This is a genomic window from Pulveribacter suum (genome assembly GCF_003013695.1).
Taxonomy (GTDB): domain Bacteria; phylum Pseudomonadota; class Gammaproteobacteria; order Burkholderiales; family Burkholderiaceae_C; genus Melaminivora; species Melaminivora suum.
Genome location: NZ_CP027792.1, coordinates 2,267,761 through 2,285,030 on the forward strand (window position 1 = coordinate 2,267,761; position 17,270 = coordinate 2,285,030).

At 70.3% G+C, this 17,270-nt stretch carries 11 protein-coding genes; 4 read left to right on the forward strand and 7 right to left on the reverse strand.

Features of this window, described 5'->3' with window-relative positions; genetic code table 11:
* Positions 1-44: 44 nt before the first annotated feature.
* The 4 genes from C7H73_RS10435 to gltS are packed head-to-tail and all read right to left on the reverse strand — an operon-like array spanning position 45 to position 3,747.
* The gene (locus tag C7H73_RS10435; protein WP_106846588.1) at positions 45-1,031 is read right to left on the reverse strand and encodes an LD-carboxypeptidase; all 987 of its coding nucleotides are present in this window, start codon (positions 1,029-1,031) and stop codon (positions 45-47) included.
* Positions 1,032-1,040: 9 nt separating this feature from the next.
* Positions 1,041-2,231: a tRNA adenosine(34) deaminase TadA gene (tadA, locus tag C7H73_RS10440; RefSeq protein ID WP_106846589.1), complete on the reverse strand. Its 1,191-nt coding sequence runs from the start codon at positions 2,229-2,231 to the stop codon at positions 1,041-1,043.
* A gap of 47 nt (positions 2,232-2,278) precedes the next feature.
* Positions 2,279-2,512, reverse strand: a complete 234-nt coding sequence (locus tag C7H73_RS10445) for a hypothetical protein (protein WP_106846590.1) — start codon at positions 2,510-2,512, stop codon at positions 2,279-2,281.
* A gap of 20 nt (positions 2,513-2,532) precedes the next feature.
* Complete coding sequence (gene gltS, locus C7H73_RS10450; protein ID WP_106846591.1) at positions 2,533-3,747, reverse strand: sodium/glutamate symporter; 1,215 nt, start codon at positions 3,745-3,747, stop codon at positions 2,533-2,535.
* A 195-nt stretch (positions 3,748-3,942) separates the two neighbouring features.
* On the opposite strand from gltS, the gene C7H73_RS10455 reads away from it, so the two are divergent.
* From C7H73_RS10455 to C7H73_RS10470, 4 genes are all read left to right on the forward strand, one after another.
* A complete protein-coding gene (locus C7H73_RS10455) occupies positions 3,943-5,937 on the forward strand; it encodes a peptidase U32 family protein (protein ID WP_106846592.1) in 1,995 nt (664 codons plus the stop codon).
* Positions 5,938-6,023: 86 nt separating this feature from the next.
* Positions 6,024-7,025 (forward strand): RhuM family protein, encoded by a 1,002-nt coding sequence (gene rhuM, locus C7H73_RS10460; protein ID WP_106846593.1) that lies wholly within the window; start codon positions 6,024-6,026, stop codon positions 7,023-7,025.
* 11 nt (positions 7,026-7,036) lie between these two features.
* Positions 7,037-7,687: a 3'-5' exonuclease gene (locus tag C7H73_RS10465; RefSeq protein ID WP_106846594.1), complete on the forward strand. Its 651-nt coding sequence runs from the start codon at positions 7,037-7,039 to the stop codon at positions 7,685-7,687.
* Between the two features lie 88 nt (positions 7,688-7,775).
* Complete coding sequence (locus C7H73_RS10470) at positions 7,776-9,062, forward strand: O-acetylhomoserine aminocarboxypropyltransferase/cysteine synthase family protein (RefSeq protein WP_106846595.1); 1,287 nt, start codon at positions 7,776-7,778, stop codon at positions 9,060-9,062.
* A 120-nt stretch (positions 9,063-9,182) separates the two neighbouring features.
* On the opposite strand, the gene C7H73_RS10475 is transcribed toward C7H73_RS10470, so the two are convergent.
* From C7H73_RS10475 to C7H73_RS10485, 3 genes are read right to left on the reverse strand one after another with little or no spacing between them, the layout of a single operon-like run.
* Complete coding sequence (locus tag C7H73_RS10475; protein WP_106846596.1) at positions 9,183-10,631, reverse strand: efflux transporter outer membrane subunit; 1,449 nt, start codon at positions 10,629-10,631, stop codon at positions 9,183-9,185.
* Complete coding sequence (locus C7H73_RS10480; protein WP_106846597.1) at positions 10,628-13,873, reverse strand: efflux RND transporter permease subunit; 3,246 nt, start codon at positions 13,871-13,873, stop codon at positions 10,628-10,630. Before C7H73_RS10480 ends, C7H73_RS10475 begins: the two co-directional genes overlap by 4 nt.
* Positions 13,870-17,259: an efflux RND transporter permease subunit gene (locus C7H73_RS10485; protein WP_106846598.1), complete on the reverse strand. Its 3,390-nt coding sequence runs from the start codon at positions 17,257-17,259 to the stop codon at positions 13,870-13,872. Before C7H73_RS10485 ends, C7H73_RS10480 begins: the two co-directional genes overlap by 4 nt.
* Positions 17,260-17,270: the final 11 nt, after the last annotated feature.

Below are 17,270 nucleotides of genomic sequence, written 5' to 3' on the forward strand. Positions count from 1 at the left end.
GGCCCGCACCCGCAAGTACGCTGGCACAGCGGCCAGCCCTGGCCTCAATGCACGTGGCCCCAATACAGCAGCGCGTCGCGCCCTTCCGCCGACAGCGAAACCTGTGCGCCCACCGGCAGCAGCACCTTGGTCGGCACGTGGCCGAACGGCAGGTTGGTCAGCACGGGCACCTTGACCTGGGTGCGCAGCCAGTCCACCACGCTTTGCAGCTTGAAGCCCTTGTCGTGCGCGGTGAGCTGGAAGTCGTTGAACTGGCCCAGCACGATGGCCTTCTGCCGCTTCAGCACACCGGCATGCAACAGCTGGGTCAGCAGCCGCTCGATGCGGTAGGGGTGCTCGCCCACGTCCTCCAGGAACAGGACGCCGCCTTCGACCTGCGGCAGCCAGGGCGTGCCGACCAGCGAGCACAGCACGGCCAGGTTGCCGCCCCACAGCTGCGCCTGCTTCACATAGATGTCGCGCACGGCCGGCTTGCCGTCCGCCAGGGGCTTTTCGCGGTGCATGCGCCAGCCGCTGCCCTCGCCGTGGCCGGTCAGCAGATCCTCGAAGCAGGCCAGCATGATCTCGTCGGGCTCTCCCGCCACGCCCAGGTCGCCCACCAGCGCCGGGCCGGCCCAGCTGACGGCGCCGGTCTGGGCCAGCAAGGCCAGCTGCAGCGCGGTGAAGTCGCTCACGCCCACCAGGCGCAGGCCCTTGTCCACGGCCTTGGCAAGCTGCTTGTAGCGGATGGCCGGCAGCAGCCGCGTGAGGCCGTAGCCGCCGCGCGAGATCAGCGCCACGTCGGCGCCGCTGGCAGCCGCGCGGTGGATGGCGGCCAAGCGCGTGGCGTCGTCGCCGGCAAAGCGGGTGTGGCTGGCCAGGGCATCCGGGTCCACCTCGACCTGGTGGCCCAGGGCCTCCAGGCGCGCCACGCCGCGGCGAAAGGCGGCCCTGTCGCGCACCGCGCCCGAAGGGGAATAGATGTAGATGTGCTGCGCGCCGTGGTTGTGGGTGCAGGCGGCGTGGTCGTGATCGTCGTGGTCGTGCGGCAAGGCGGTGTGTCAGGCGCCTGGCGCCTGCTCCGTGGTGGTCAGGGGGAGTGCAGGCAAAAAGTATTGCACGGCGGCATGGGCGAGCGCAGTGGCCGCGGCCGGGGTGGCAAGGCAGGCCGGGCTGGCACCCAACGTGCGGGTGGTCGCCATGGGCAGCGGGGCTGCGCCCGCTGGGGCGCTCTGCCCGCCCCAGCGGGCCAGCGCCCGGGGGCCGGCGCGGTGGCCGGCGTCGGGGTACGGTGTGTCGTCCGCGGCGGCGGGCGGCAGGTCCAGCGCCAGCACGCCCGCGATGCGCCCGGGCGCGCTGGCGGCCAGCTGCGCCGCCCAGGGGGCGTTGCAGGCCACCAGCACGGCGCTGCGCAGGTCCAGCCGCTCGGCCAGCTCGGCCAGGATGCGCACGTGCCCCTCGGGTGAGTGCGCGCCCTCCTTCTTGGGCTTGTCGCTGCGGCCAAAGCCGATCAGGTCGGGAGCGACGACGCGCTGGCCCTGCGCGGCCAGCGCCGCGATCAGGTGGCGCAGGCCGTGGCTCCAGGCATCGGCGCCGTGCACCAGCAACCAGGCCGGCGCGGCAGAGCTGGGCGCGCCTGTGTCCACATAGTGCAGGCGCAGGCCAGCCAGCGCCGGCAGGTCGTGCAGGTACTGCAGCGGCCACGGCCAGTCGGCCAGCAGGCCAAAGCGCGATTCGGGCGTGCGCAGTGCGTCGTCGCGCAGCGGGTGCGCCGGGCGGGCCGCGCTGCGGCGTTCGCGGAAGAATTCGCCCAGCAGCGCGGCGCATTCGTGCGCCAGCACGCCGCCCGTCACCTGCGTGTGGTGGTTCAGCCGGGGCTCGGCGAACAGGTTGGCCACCGAGCCGGCCACGCCCGTCTTGGCATCCGGCGCGCCATAGACGACGCGGGCGACGCGCGCGTGCAGCATGGCGCCGGCGCACATGGCGCAGGGCTCCAGCGTGACGTACAGCGTGCAGCCGTCCAGCCGGTAGTTGCCCAGCTTGCGGCCGCCCGCGCGCAGCGCCTCCACCTCGGCGTGGGCCGTGGGGTCGCAGCGGGCCACGGGCGCGTTGCGGCCGGTGGCGAGCAGCTCGCCCGCGCGCACCAGCACGGCGCCCACCGGCACCTCGCCGGCGGCGCGCGCCTCCTCAGCCTGCGCCAGGGCCATGCGCATCCACTGCGCGTCCTGCGGCTGGGGCGCGGCGTCACTCATGTTTTGATAGCTGCCGGCGCTTGACTGGCGGGCGCTGGAGGCCTTTTTTACTGCGCATCGTCCGGCAGGGGGCGCGGCTGCTGCATAAGCGCGTCCATCTGCTCGCGCACCTGCTGCTGGATCTGCTGGCTTTGGGCGCGCACCGTGGCGTCGGGGGTGCTGGCGGCGCCCTGCACGGCCGGCGGCACGGCCACGCGCGTGGCCTTCACCTGCTTTTTGGCCAGCACCGCCACGATGGCCAGCGCCGCCAGCAGCGCGATCAAACCAAAGCCCATGCGCATGGCGTGCCCCTCTTTCCTTGTCAGCCGAAGAACTTGATGAACACCTGGATGGCCACGGCGTTCACCAGGTCGATGAAGAACGCGCCCACCATGGGCACGATCAGGAAGGCCTTGTGCGAGGCGCCGTACTGGTTGGTGATGGCCTGCATGTTGGCCACCGCCGTGGGCGTGGCGCCCATGCCGAAGCCGCAGTGGCCGGCGCACAACACCGCCGCATCGTAGTTGCGGCCCATGACGCGGAAGGTAATGAAGCCGGCGTACGCCGCCATCACAAGCGTCTGCACGCCCAGGATGATGACCAGCGGCCCGGCCAGGCCGGCCAGCTCCCACAGCTTCAAGGACAGCAGCGCAATCGCCAGGTAGATCGACAGGCCGGCGTTGCCGAACACGTCGATGGCCCGGTCGAAGACCTCGAAATTGAAGACGTAGTCCAGCGCATTGCGGATCAGCACGCCCCCGCCCAGCGCCCAGACGAAGGTGGGCAGCTGCACGGCCGTGCCGGCGGTGAAGTGCGTCATGAACTCGGCGAACGCCAGGCAGCCGGCGAACAGCGCCAGGGTTTCGATGGTGGCGTCGGCCGTGATCAGGCGCGTCTTGTGTGGGAACTCGAAGTTGGGCGTGCCCGCCTCCAGCGCGCCATGGGTGCCGTCGCCCTGCGGCCCGCGCAGGTCGTTGCGCTGGATCAGCGCCTTGGCCAGCGGCCCGCCGATCAGCCCGCCAATCACCAGGCCAAAGGTGGCGCAGGCAATGCCCAGCGTGATGGCGCCGCGGATGCCGTGCTGGTTCTCCAGCACCTCGCCCCACGCGCCGGCCGTGCCGTGGCCGCCCACCAGGGTGATGGAGCCTGCGATCAGGCCGATCAGCGGATCGAGCCCCAGGGCGCTGGCCAGCGCCACGCCGACGCTGTTTTGCACCACGATGAAGACCATGACCACCAGCAGGAAGACGATCAGTCCCATGCCGCCTTCGCGCAGCTTGGCGAAGTTGGCGCTCAGGCCGATGGAGGAGAAAAACACCAGCATGAAGGCCGTCTGCAAGCTGGTGTCGAACGACGGCTGCACGCCGGTGGTGGCGTTCAGCCCCCAGGAAATCAGCGCCGCCACCAAGCCGCCGGCCACGGGCTCGGGGATGTTGAATTCGCGCAGCCAGCGGATGCGCTGCACGAGGAACTTGCCCACCAGCAGCACAACGGCCGCGAAGATGAGGGTGTAGTAGGTGCCGAACTGGATGGCCATGGTCTGTAGTGAAGAGATGCGCGCTGGCGGCGGCCGCCATCGTATGCCGGCGCGGCAACGCGTCCATGTAGGCGGGCAGGCAGCGGCGACGGCGCCGCCACACCAGGGAAAACCCGCAATTGTGCCGCACGCCCGGGGCCGCTCCACGGCCCTGCGCGGGCAGGCAAAAGGTCGCGCTGGGATAATCCGCGCCCTATGTCCCTGCAACCCCACCTGCTTGAGCTGCTCTCGCCCGCACGCGATGCCGACATCGGCATCGAGGCCGTGAACCACGGCGCGGACGCCGTCTATATCGGCGGCCCGGCCTTTGGCGCCCGCGCCACCGCCGGCAACGACCTGCGCGAGCTGGAGCGGCTGATCCGCCACGCGCACCGGTTCAACAGCCGCATCTTCATCACCCTGAACACCATCCTGCGCGACGACGAACTGGAGGACGCCCGCACGATGGCCTGGCAGGTGTACGAGGCCGGGGCGGACGCGCTCATCATCCAGGACATGGGCCTGCTGGAGCTGGACCTGCCGCCGCTGCAGCTGCACGCCAGCACGCAGACGGACATCCGCACGCCGGAGAAGGCGCGCTTTTTGCAGGATGCGGGCCTGTCGCAGATCGTGCTGGCGCGCGAGCTGGATTTGCAGCAGATTGCGGCGATCCGCGCTGCCACGGACCCCGAGCGCACCACCATCGAGTACTTCGTGCACGGCGCCCTGTGCGTGGCCTACTCGGGCCAGTGCTTCATCAGCCATGCCCACACCGGGCGCAGCGCCAACCGCGGCGACTGCAACCAGGCCTGCCGCCTGCCGTATGAGGTGCTGGACGGCCAGGGGCGCATCCTGGCGCATGAAAAGCACGTGCTGTCGATGAAGGACAACAACCAGAGCGACAACCTGCGCGCTCTGATCGACGCCGGCGTGCGCAGCCTCAAGATCGAGGGCCGCTACAAGGACCTGGGCTACGTGAAGAACATCACTGCCCACTACCGCAAGCTGCTGGACGAGATCATCGAAGAACGCGAATGCGCGGGTGCGCCGCTGGCGCGGTCCTCGTCAGGGCGCACCACGTTCACCTTCACGCCCGACCCCGACCAGAACTTCAACCGCGAGTTCACCGACTACTTCGTGAACGGCCGCAACCAGGATATCGGCGCCTTCGATACGCCCAAGACGCCCGGGCGCGCCATCGGCTGGGTCACCCAGATCGGGGAAAAATGGTTTGAACTGGAGGTCAGCGACCCCGCCACCGTGCTGCACAACGGCGACGGCCTGTGCTACTGGGACCTGCACAAGGAACTGGTGGGCGTGCATATCAACCGTGCGGAAAGCCTGAACGCGAAGAAGGGCCTGTGGCGCGTGTTTCCCAAAGACCCGATCGCCGGCTTCAAGGACCTGCGCAAGGGTCTGGAGATCAACCGCAACCGCGACATGGACTGGGTGCGCGCGCTGGACAAGAAGTCCAGCGACCGCCGCATCGGCCTGTGGGCGCAACTGTCGGAGACGCCTGACGGCTTTGCCCTGACGCTGACCGACGAAGACGGCTTTGCCGGCCGCGCGGCCATCGCCCAGACGCACGAGCGCGCCACCGACCCGGCCCGGGCCGAGGCAACGCTGCGCGAGCAGCTGGGGCGCTTCGGCGCCACGCTGTTCGCCGCGCACGACATCAGCCTGCAGCTGTCGCAGCCCTGGTTCGTGCCTGCCTCGGCCCTGAACCTGCTGCGACGCGATGCGCTGGCGCAGCTGGAGGCGGCCCGCGCCGCCGGCTTCGTGCGCCTGCCGCGCGCGGCCCCGGTCGAACCGCCCGCGCCCTTCCCCGAAGACACGCTGACGTATCTGGCCAACGTCTTCAACCACAAGGCGCACGACTTCTATATCAGACACGGCGTCAAGGTCATTGACGCCGCCTACGAATCGAAAGAGGAGGAAGGCGAGGTCAGCCTGATGATCACCAAGCACTGCGTGCGCTTTTCCATGAGCCTGTGCCCCAAGCAGGCCAAGGGCGTGATCGGCGTGAAGGGCACCATCAAGGCCGAACCGCTGCAGCTCATCAACGGCAAGGAAAAGCTGACCCTGCGCTTTGACTGCAAGCCCTGCGAGATGCACGTGGTGGGCAAGATGAAGAAGTCGGTGCTGAACCAGCATGCGCGGCAGATGGCGGAGCAGCCGATGCAGTTCTACCGGACGCGGCCGGTGGCCTGAAAAGCGTCACTGGCGCGGGAAAGCCGCAGGCCGTCGGCGGGCAGCATTGCCGCACAATGTTCGCCCCTCGCTTGCAGGAAGCTGCCATGACCACGCCGAGCCAGATCGTCATCTTTGAGTCGGACCACCACGCCGTGCAGGTGCGGCTGGAGGGCGAGTCCGTGTGGCTGAGCCAGGCGCAGATGGCGGAGCTGTTCGGTACCTCGACCGACAACGTCAGCCTGCACCTGAAGAACATCTACCAAGACCAGGAGCTGCAGGAGCAGTCAACCACCGAGGATTACTCGGTAGTTCGCCAGGAAGGCACGCGCCAGGTGCGGCGCAAGCTACGGCACTACAACCTGGACGCGATCATTTCGGTCGGCTACCGCGTCAGTTCGACCCGCGCCACGCGCTTTCGCCAGTGGGCCACCACTGTCCTGCGCGAGCACTTGGTGCAGGGCTACACCATCAACCGCCAACGCTTCGAACACAACGCCGCCGAGCTGGAGGCCGCCCTGTCGCTGGTACGCAAGGCCGCCGCTGGCGAGGCCTTGACAACTGACCAGGGCCGCGGCCTGGTGGACGTGATCGCCCGCTACACCCATACCTTCCTGTGGCTGCAGCGCTATGACGAGGGCCTGCTCACCGACCCGGCCGGCAGCCCCGGCGGCACGCTGCCGGCGCTGCAGGAGGCCCGCGCCGGCATCGCACGCCTGAAGGCCGACCTGATGGAGCGCAAGGAAGCCACCACCCTCTTCGGCCGCGAACGGGACGACGCTCTCGCCGCCACGCTGGGCAACCTGGAACAATCGGTATTTGGCGAGCCGGCCTACCCCACGGTGGAATCCAAGGCCGCACACCTGCTGTACTTCGTCATCAAGAACCACCCGTTCTCGGACGGCAACAAGCGCATCGGCTCCTACCTGTTCGTGGACTTCCTGGCGCGCAACGGGCGCCTGCTGCGTGAGGGCGAACCCGTCATCAACGACGTGGGCCTGGCGGCGCTGGCGCTGCTGGTGGCCGAGTCCAACCCTACCGCCAAGGACATCATGATCCGCCTGATCCAGAACATGCTGGCGCCCTTGGACACGGCGCGCCCGGCCTGAAAATCCACTTCATGCCCCGCCGCCTGCCCCCCACCAAAGAGCAATCCGCCCTGCTGCCGCCCTTCCCCACCCTGGCGCCGGCGCGCATCCATGTCCCCGCCACGGCTGAGGAATTCGCCGCCGCACGCGCCGCGCTGCGGGGCGTGCGGGTGTTGGGCTTTGACACCGAGAGCCGGCCCCTGTTCACCGCTGGCGCGCACGACGCCGGCCCTGATCTGGTGCAGCTGGCCACGCCGCACGATGCCTGGCTCCTGCAGCTGCGCCAGCCCGATGCGCTGCAGCTGGCGCGCGAGGTGCTGGCCGATGCGCGCATCGCCAAGGTGGGCTTCGGGCTGGACAACGACCTGCGCAGCCTGCCGGCGCGGCTGGGCACCGACCCGGCCGGCCTGCAAGACCTGGACCGCGTCTTCGCCCGCCACGGCTTCGGGCGCAATACGGGCGTGCGCGCGGCCGTGGCGCTGGTGCTGGGCCAGCAGCTGTCCAAGTCCAAGAAGACGTCCACCTCCAACTGGTCCATGCGCACCCTAACCCCCGGCCAGGTCCGCTACGCCGCCGCCGACGCGCACGCCCCCGCCGTGCTGTGGCAGGCCCTGCCCGCGTGGGAGGCCGCGCAGCCGCCCCTGCCCCCTGCCCGCGCACCCCGGCCGCCACGCGCCGCATAAGCACATAGCCAGCCCGTCGTTTCCGCCCCGCGCGGGCTGGCCGACAATCGCTGCTTCCCTGCCACACATCCTTTTGCGGAGACCCTCGATGCGCATCGAAACCCTGGCCGTGCATGCCGGCTACTCGCCCGACCCGACCACCAAGTCCGTGGCGGTGCCCATCTACCAGACGGTGGCCTACGCCTTCGACAGCGCGCAGCACGGCGCCGACCTGTTCGACCTGAAGGTGCCGGGCAACATCTACACGCGCATCATGAATCCGACCACCGACGTGCTGGAAAAGCGCGTCGCGGCGCTGGAAGGCGGCATCGGCGCGGTGGCGGTGGCCTCGGGCATGGCGGCGGTCACTTATTCCATCCAGGCGATTGCCGAGGCCGGCGACAACATCGTCAGCGCCAGCACGCTCTATGGCGGCACCTACAACCTGTTCGCCCACACCTTCCCCCAGCAGGGCATCGAAGTGCGCTTTGCCGACCCGCGCGACCCGGCCAGCTTCGCCGCGCTGATCGACGAGCGCACCAAGGCAGTGTTTTGCGAATCCATCGGCAACCCGCTGGGCAACGTGACCGACATCCGCGCCCTGGCCGACGTGGCGCACGCCCACGGCCTGCCTTTGATCGTGGACAACACGGTGGCCAGCCCCTACCTGCTGCGCCCCATCGAGCACGGCGCCGACATCGTGGTGCACGCGCTGACCAAGTACCTGAACGGCCACGGCAACAGCATCGGCGGCGCCATCGTCGATAGCGGCAAGTTCCCCTGGGCCCAGCACAAGGCGCGCTTCAAGCGCCTGAACGAGCCCGACGTGAGCTACCACGGCGTGGTCTATACCGAGGCGCTGGGCCCGGCCGCCTACATCGGCCGCGTGCGCGTGGTGCCGCTGCGCAACATGGGCGCCGCCCTGTCGCCGCACAACGCGTTCCTCACGCTGCAGGGCATCGAGACGCTGCCGCTGCGCATGGACCGCATCTGCGAGAACGCGCAAAAGATCGCCGAGGCGCTGCAAAAACACCCCAAGGTGGAATGGGTGCGCTACGCCGGATTAAGCGACCACCCCGACCACGCGCTGGTGCAGCGCCAGTCGGGCGGCAAGGCCTCCGGCATCCTGTCGTTCAGCCTGAAGACCGCTGCCGGCGAGGACGCCCGCGCCGCCGGTGCGCGCTTCCTGGACGCGCTGCAGCTGTTCCTGCGCCTGGTGAACATCGGCGACGCCAAGTCGCTGGCCACGCACCCGGCCTCGACCACGCACCGCCAGCTGGACGCGGACGAGCTGGCCAAGGCGGGCGTGACGGAAGGCATGGTGCGCCTGTCCATCGGCATCGAGCACATCGACGACCTGCTGGCCGACCTGCACCAGGCGCTGGACGCGGTCTGACCGCTGCACCCTGCCGGCCACGCCGCCGCAAACCGAGCGCCCTGCGGAGCGCCTTTTTGTGCCATTTCGGCCTTCAGCGCTTGCTGGACCAGCACGAGCAGCTATCAACTCGATAGCAAATCAATCGCCGGCTGCATCCCACGGCGCCACCCAGCCGCCGCCCAGCGCCTGGATCAGCGCCACCGCGGCCTGCTGGCGCTGTAGCTGCAGCTGCATGACCGAACGGCGCGCGTTCAGCGACGTGGTCTGCGCTGTCAACACCGCCGTAAAGGCCGAGATGCCGGCGCGGTAGCTGTTGAGCGTGCGCTCCTCGGCGGCGGTCGCCGCGTCGGCCGCGGCGCTGGCGTGCGCGATCTGCTCGTCCAGGGCCAGCAGCGCGGTCAGTTGGTCTTCCACCTCGCCCACGGCGGTCAGCACGCTCTGGCGGTAGCTGGCCGTGGCCAGCTGGTGCGCGGCCACGGCCTGATCCACGGCGGCGGCGCGCGCGCCGGCGTCAAACAGCGTCTGCGCCAACGCGGCGCCCAGCGACCAGGTGAGCGTGGGGGCCGACAGCAGCTGCGCCAGATCGAGCGCCGTGCCGCCCGCGCCAGCGCTCAGGTTCAGCTGCGGCAGCCACGCGGCGCGGGCCACGCCGATGTTGGCATTGGCAGCAGCCACGGCGCGCTCGGCGGCGGCCACGTCAGGGCGGCGCAGCAGCAGCTGCGAGGGCAGCTCAGGAGGAAGAGCCGGCGCCGTGCGCACCCAGCGCGCCTCGTGCAGCGCGAAGTTGGACGGCACCTCGCCCACCAGCAGGGCGATGGCGTGCTCATAGGTGTCGCGGCTGCGCTGCAGCCCGGCGCGGGTGGACAGGGCCGACTCCAGCGTGCTTTGCGCCTGCAGCACATCGGTGCGGGCGACGATGCCGGCGTCGTAGTTGTTCTGCGTGATGGTCAGCGCGCGGCGGTAGCCCTCGATGATGCCCTCGAGCAGCGCTCCCTCGGCCTCGGCCTCGCGCAGCGCAAACCACGCCTGGGCCAGGCTGCCCTGGGCCGACAGGCGGGCGGCGGCCAGGTTGGCCTGGCTGGCCTGCAGGCTGGCCTCCTGGCCCTGCACACCGGCGGCCAGCCGGCCCCACAGGTCGGGCGCCCAGCTGGCCGTCAGGCCCAGCGACGCCGCGCCGCGCGCCGGCTGGCCGCTGCGCTGGGTGGACAGCTGCGCGCCCACCGTGGGCCACTGCGCGGCTTCGGCCAGGCGCAGCAGGGCCTGCGCCTGGGCCACGCGGGCCACGGCGGCGGCCAGGTTCTGGTTGCCGATCTCCACGCGCGGCATCAGCGCGTCCAGGCCCTCATCGCCGAACAGCGTCCACCAGCGGCCTTCGTGCCAGGCGCGGTAGTCGGCGGTGCTGACCCAGCCCTCGGGCGCCTGCCCGCGCCAGGCCGGGCCGATGTCCACGGCCGGCGCCTGGTGCGGCGGCGTGACGCTGCACGCGCCCAGCAGCAGGGCCAGCGCCAGGCTGGCGCCTATAGGTAAAAAGCGGCTCCAGCCCTTGCCAGGCAAGCGTGGGTAGCTATCAAAACAGGAATGGTTCATCTTGCCTCCGCCCGCGCCACGCCGGGGTTGCCCTCTGCGCTGGGTGCGCGGCGTGGGCGGCGGCGCAGCCGGTCCAGCAGCACATAGACCACCGGCGTGGTCAGCAGCGTCAGCAGCTGGCTGGCGACCAGCCCGCCGACGATGGTCACGCCCAGGGGCTGGCGCAGCTCGGCGCCCTGGCCGAAGCCGATGGCCAGGGGCAGTGCGCCCAGGCCGGCGGCCAGGGTGGTCATCAGGATGGGGCGAAAGCGCATCAGGCAGGCCTCGCGCACGGCGGCCGTGGCGTCCAGCCCGCGCGTGCGCTCGGCGGCCAGGGCAAAGTCGATGATCAGGATGGCGTTCTTCTTCACGATGCCGATCAGCAGGAACACCCCTATCAGCGCCATGATGGAAAACTCCATCTTCAGGGCCAGGAGCGCCAGCACCGCGCCAAAGCCGGCGCTGGGCAGCGTGGTCAGCACCGTGATGGGGTGGATCAGGCTCTCGTACAGGATGCCCAGCACGATGTAGATGACCACGATGGCCGCCACGATCAGCAGGCCCTGCTGCGCCTCGGTTTGCTGCGCGGCAGCCGCGGCGCCGGCAAACGCGCCGCGCACGTTGTTGGGCATACCAATGGCGTCCACCGCCTCCAGCACGGCCTGGCGGCCCTCTTCCAGTGCCACGCCGTCGGCCAGGTTGAACGACAGCGTGCTGGACAGCTCGCCCCCGTCGTGCATCACGCCGGTGGGCACGGCCCGCTCGCCCACGTGGGCCAGGGCCGACAGCGGCACCATCGACGCTGGTACCACCGACAGCGGCTGGCCGGTGGAGGCGTTGCGCTGGCCCGGGTTGGCCGATGCGCCGCCGGTGCCGGCCGCGCTGGCCGCGCGCGTGGCCGGCACCCACACGTCCTGCAGCGCCAGGGGCGACTGGGTGTATTGCGGCGCCCATTCCATGACCACGCTGTACTGGTTCAGGTCGCTGTACATGGTGGCCACCTGGCGCTGGCCGAAGGCGTTGTACAGGGCGGCGTCGATGGCCTGGGCCGTCACGCCCAGGCTGGCCGCGCGGGCGCGGTCGATCTGCAGATAGGTCTCCACGCCGTTGTCGCTCTGGTCGTCGTCCACGTCGGTCAGGCGCTCGTCGGCCTTCAGGCGCGCGGCCAGCTTGAGCGTCCACTCCTTGAGGTCGGCGACGTTGTCGGCCTTCAGCGCGAACTGGTAGGTGGCGTTGCTGCTGCGCCCGCCCACGCGCAGCTCCTGCACCGGGTTCAGGAACACGCGCAGGCCGGTGATGGCCGACAGCTGCGGGCGCAGCCGGTTGATGACGGCGCGCGTGCCCTCGCCCTGGGGCCGCTCGCGCGCGCCTTTCAGCGCTGCCGACAGAAAGCCGCCGCTGTTGCCGCTCGCAAAAGCCACCACCGTGCCTACCGACGGGTCGGCGCGGATGATGTCCACGGCCTGCTGCAGCTTGTCGGCCATGGCGCTGGACGAGATGCTCTGGTCGGCGCGCAGGCCGCCCATCATCTGGCCGCTGTCTTGCTCGGGAAAGAACCCCTTGGGGATGGAGGCGAACAGGTAGCCGTTCAGCCCCACCACCACGGCCAGCACCAGCACCACCAGCCAGGGCGATGCCAGCGCGCCATCCAGGGCGCGGGCATAGCCCCCCAGCAGGCCGCGCTCGGCCGCGCGCGCCCCGCCGGCCAGGGTGCGCCGCAGCCGGCCCATGGCGCTGGCGCGCACCGGCGCCGCGGCGGCATCACCCGCACGGACGCGCGGCAGCAGCAGCGCGCACAGCATCGGCGTGGTGGTCAGCGAGATGACCAGCGAAATCATCACCGCGGCCGACAGCGTGACGGCGAATTCGCGGAACAGCCGCCCCGGCTGACCGCCCATGAACAGCAGCGGGATGAACACCGCGATCAGCGAGACGCTGATGGTCAGCACGGTAAAGCCGACCTCGCGCGCGCCCTCCAGCGCCGCGCGGCGCCGCTCCCAGCCCTGCTCCAGGTGCCGGGTGATGTTCTCGATCACCACGATGGCGTCGTCCACCACGAAGCCGGTGGCCACGGTGAGGGCCATCAGCGTCAGGTTGTTCAGCGAATAGCCCAGCGCGTACATGACGGCGAAGGTGCCCAGCAGCGACACCACCGTGGCCACCGCCGGAATGACGGCCGCGCGCAGCGTGCGCAAGAACAGCCCGACCACGGCCACCACCAGCAGCACGGCGATCACCAGCGTGATCTCCACCTCCTGCACCGAGGCGCGCACCGAGCCCGTGCGGTCGATGGCCACGTCCAGCGCGATGTCCGGCGGCAGCTGGGCGCGCAGCTGCGGCAGCAGCTCTTGAATAGCGTCGGCGGTGGCGATCAGGTTGGCGTCTGGCTGCTGGGTGATGTTGACGACGATGGCCGGCTGGCCGTTGAACATGCCGCGCGTGCGCGTGTCCTGCACGCTGTCGCTCACGCGGGCCAGCTGCGACAGGCGCACCTCGTGGCCGCCGCGCATGGCGACGATGAGGTCGCGGTAGTCGGCCGCGCGCAGGCCCGGCGCGGGGGTCAGCACCTGCAGCGCGCGGCCGTCCGCCTCGCCGCCCAGCTCGACCACGCCCTTGGGCCGGTTGGCGTTGCCCGCCTGCAGCGCAGCGCGCACGTCATCGCCGCTGATGCCCAGCTGGGCCAGTGCGAAGGGGTTGAGCTCCACCCGCACGGCCGGCTGCGAGCCCCCGCCCAGCGTCACGTCGCCCACGCCCGGTACCTGCAGCAGGCGCTGGCTGACGATGTTGCTGACCGCGTCGTAGATCTGCCCGGGCGAGCGCGTCTGGGAGGTCAGCGCCAGGATCAAAAACGGCTGCGCGGCCGGGTTGGCCTTGCGGTACGTGGGGTTGGCGCGCAGGTTGGCCGGCAGGTCGATGCGCGCGGCGTTGATGGCCGCCTGCACGTCGCGCGCGGCGCTGTCGATGTTGCGGTTCAGGTCGAACTGCAGCACCACGCGCGAGCTGCCGGTGCTGCTGAAGCTGGTCATCTCGTTCACGCCGGAGATCGAGCCGAGCGTGCGCTCCAGCGGCGTGGCCACGGTGCGCGCCATGTCGGCGGGACTGGCGCCGGGCATGCTGGCCGACACGAAGATGACGGGAAAATCCACCGCCGGCAGCCGCGCCACCGGCAGCAGAAAGTAGGCGCCAATGCCCGCCAGCGCCAGGCCGATGGTCAGCAGCACGGTGGCGATCGGCCGCGCAATGAAGGGGCGCGAGAGGTTCACGGCGCCCCCTCGCGCCGGCCCTCGCCCCCCAGGCGCCGGCCCAGCCGGTCAAACCACAGGTAGATGACCGGCGTGGTGAACAGGGTGAGCAGCTGCGACAGCACCAGTCCGCCAAAGATCGCCAGCCCCAGCGGGCGGCGCAGCTCGGCCCCGTCGCCCCAGCTGAGCATCAAAGGCACGGCGGCAGCCAGCGCCGCCAGCGTGGTCATCAGGATGGGCCGAAAGCGCAAGAGCGCCGCCTGGTGGATGGCGTCGCGCGGCGCCATGCCCTGCCCGCGCTCGGCGTCGATGGCGAAGTCGATCATCATGATGGCGTTCTTCTTCACGATGCCGATGAGCAGCACCAGACCGATGATGCCCACCACGTCCAGCGCATGGCCGGACAGCCACAGCGCCAGCAGCGCCCCCACCCCGGCCGAAGGCAGCGTGGACAAAATGGTCAGCGGATGCACGTAGCTCTCGTACAGCACGCCCAGCACGATATAGACGCACACCACCGCCGCCAGGATCAGCCACAGCTGGTTGGACAGCGAGTTCTGGTAGGCGCCCGAGGCGCCCGTGAAGCGCAGCGTGATGGCCGCCGGCAGCCCTTCGGCCTGCGCCGCCGCGCGCACCGCCTGCACGGCCGCGCCCAGGCTCACGCCCGGCGCCGTGTCAAAACCCACCGTGGCGGCCGGGTACTGGCCCACCCGGTGCACGGTGAGCGGCGTTTCCTCCTCCACCACCCGGGCGAATGATTCGAGCGGCGTGGTGCCGCCGCTGCTGGTGCGCACCGGCAGCTCGCGCAGGGCGCGCAGGCTGGCGGCGTCGCTTTGCGCAGCCTCCAGGATCACCCGGTACTGGTTGGTCTCGGTGAAGATGGTGGAGACGATGCGCTGGCCAAAGGCGTTGTACAGCGTGTTGTCCAGGCTGCTGGCCGTGACCCCTAAGCGCGCGGCGGTGTCGCGGTCCACCCGCACCATGGCGGCCGGGCCGGTGTCGCCGGCGGTGGTGGTGGCGTGGCGCACCTCGCTCACCTGCCCCAGGCGCTGCACCAGGCGCCGCGCCCACTGGTTGACCTGGGCCGTGTCCACGCCCTCCAGGTCGAAGCGGTACTGGGTGGGGCCGGTGTCGGAATCGATCGTCAAATCCTGCGTGGGCTGCAGGTACAGCGTGGCGCCGGCCACGCGGCTAGCCACCTGCTCGCGCAGGCGCTGCATGACGGCCGCCTGCGAGTCGCCAAACAGCGGCTGCGGCCGCAGGTTGATGACCAGCCGGCCAGTGGACAGGGCGCTGTTGTTGGCCGCGTCCACCCCCACCACGGAGCTGACCGACTGCACGGCCTCGTCGGCCAGCACCAGCTGCGCCACCTGGCCCTGCAGCGCCGACATGCGGGCGAACGACACGTCCGCCGCCGCCTGCACCTGGCCCTGCAGCTGGCCCGTGCTCTGGGTGGGGAACAAGTCCTTGGGGATGACCACGTACAGCAGCGCCGTGAGCAGCAGCGTCAGCACCGCCACGGCCAGCGTCAGCGGCTGGTGCGCCAGCACCCAGTGCAGGCCGCGGTCGTAGTGGCCGAGCATCCAGTCCATGCGCGCCTGCATCCAGCGGGCAAACCGGCCCTGCGATGCATGCAGCGGGCCCAGCCAGCGCGCCGACATCATGGGCACCAGGGTCAGCGAGACCACGGCCGAGAACAGGATGGTGATGGCCAGCGTGACGGCAAATTCGCGAAACAGCCGGCCGATGACTTCCTGCATGAAGAGCAGCGGGATCAGCACGGCGATCAGCGAGACGGTGAGCGAGATGATGGTGAAGCCGATCTCGCCGGCGCCGTCGAGGGCGGCTTGCAGGGGGGATTTGGTGGCAGGGTCGTTTTGGCTTCGGCTCACGTCGGCTGCGCCGACATGACCCTGCGCCGAAACATCGCCCGTGCCCGCTGCGCCGCCAGGGCCGGCTGCGCCGGCCCGCATCTCGCGATGCCGTGGCCCATTTTGGCTTCGGCTCACGTCGGCTGCGCCGACATGACCCTGCGCCGAAACATCGCCCGTGTCGGCTACGCCGCCAGGGCCGGCTGCGCCGGCCCGCATCTCGCGATGCCGGGCGATGTTTTCAATCATCACGATCGCGTCATCCACCACGAACCCGGTCGCAATCGTCAGCGCCATCAGCGTCAGGTTGTTCAGCGAATACCCCATCAGGTACATGAACGCCAGCGTGCCGATCAGCGACACCGGCACCGCGATGCTGGCGATCACCGTGGCGCGCAGGCTGTGCAGGAAGGCGAAGATGACCAGCACCACCATGGCCACGGCCAGGATCAGCTCGACCTCCACGTGCTCCACCGAGGCGCGGATGCCCAGCGTGCGGTCAGTCAGCACCGCCACCTGCACGCTGCTCGGCAGGGCCTCGCGCAGCTGGGGCAGCTGGCGCTTGATGGCGTCCACCGTGGCGATCACGTTGGCGCCGGGCTGGCGCTGCACGTTCAGGATGATGGCGGGCGTGAGCGGGGTGGTGTTTTCAGATGAAATCAGCCCCTGGCCCCCGCCCAGCTTGCGGGAGTAGCTATCGTTTTTGATGCCTGTCCAGGCACCCAGGCGGCTGTTCTCGGAGCCGTCCACCACCTCGGCCACGTCTTTCAGGCGCACCGGCGCGCCGCTGACGTAGGCCACGATCAGCTCGCGATAGTCCGCAACCGACAGCAGCTGGTCGTTGGCGTTGATGCTGTACTGGCGCGCCGGCCCGTCGAAGCTGCCCTTGGCCGAGCTGGAGTTGCCCGCGCTGATGGCGCTGCTGAGGGCGTCCAGCGACAGGCCCATGCTGGCCAGCGCCTGCAGGTTGCCCTGCACGCGCACGGCGGGGCGCTGGCCGCCGGCCAGCGTGACCAGGCCCACGCCGTCGATCTGGCTGATCTTCAGCGCCAGCCGGGTGTTGACCATGTTCTGCACCTCGGTCAGCGGCAGGCTGTCCGAGGTGATGGCCAGCTGCAGGATGGGCGCGTCGGCCGGGTTGATCTTGGCGTACACCGGCGGCGCCGGCAGGTCGGCCGGCAGCAGCGAGCCGGCGGCGTTCATGGCCGCCTGCACCTGCTGCTCGGCCGAGTCCATGGACAGGCTGAGGTTGAACTGCAGCGTGATCAGCGACACGCCGGCGCTGCTGACGCTGCCCATGCGCGCCAGGCCCGGCATCTGGCCGAACTGGCGCTCCAGCGGCGCCGTGACGGTGCGGCTCATCACGTCCGGGCTGCCGCCGGGGTACAGCGTCTGCACCTGGATGGTGGGGTAGTCCACCTGCGGCAGCGCCGCCACGGGCAGAAAGCGCAGCCCCACCAGACCGGCCAGCACGATGGCCAGCATGAATAGCGCGGTCGCCACCGGCCGCTGGATGAACAGACGCGAGACGTTCATGCTGCGTGACC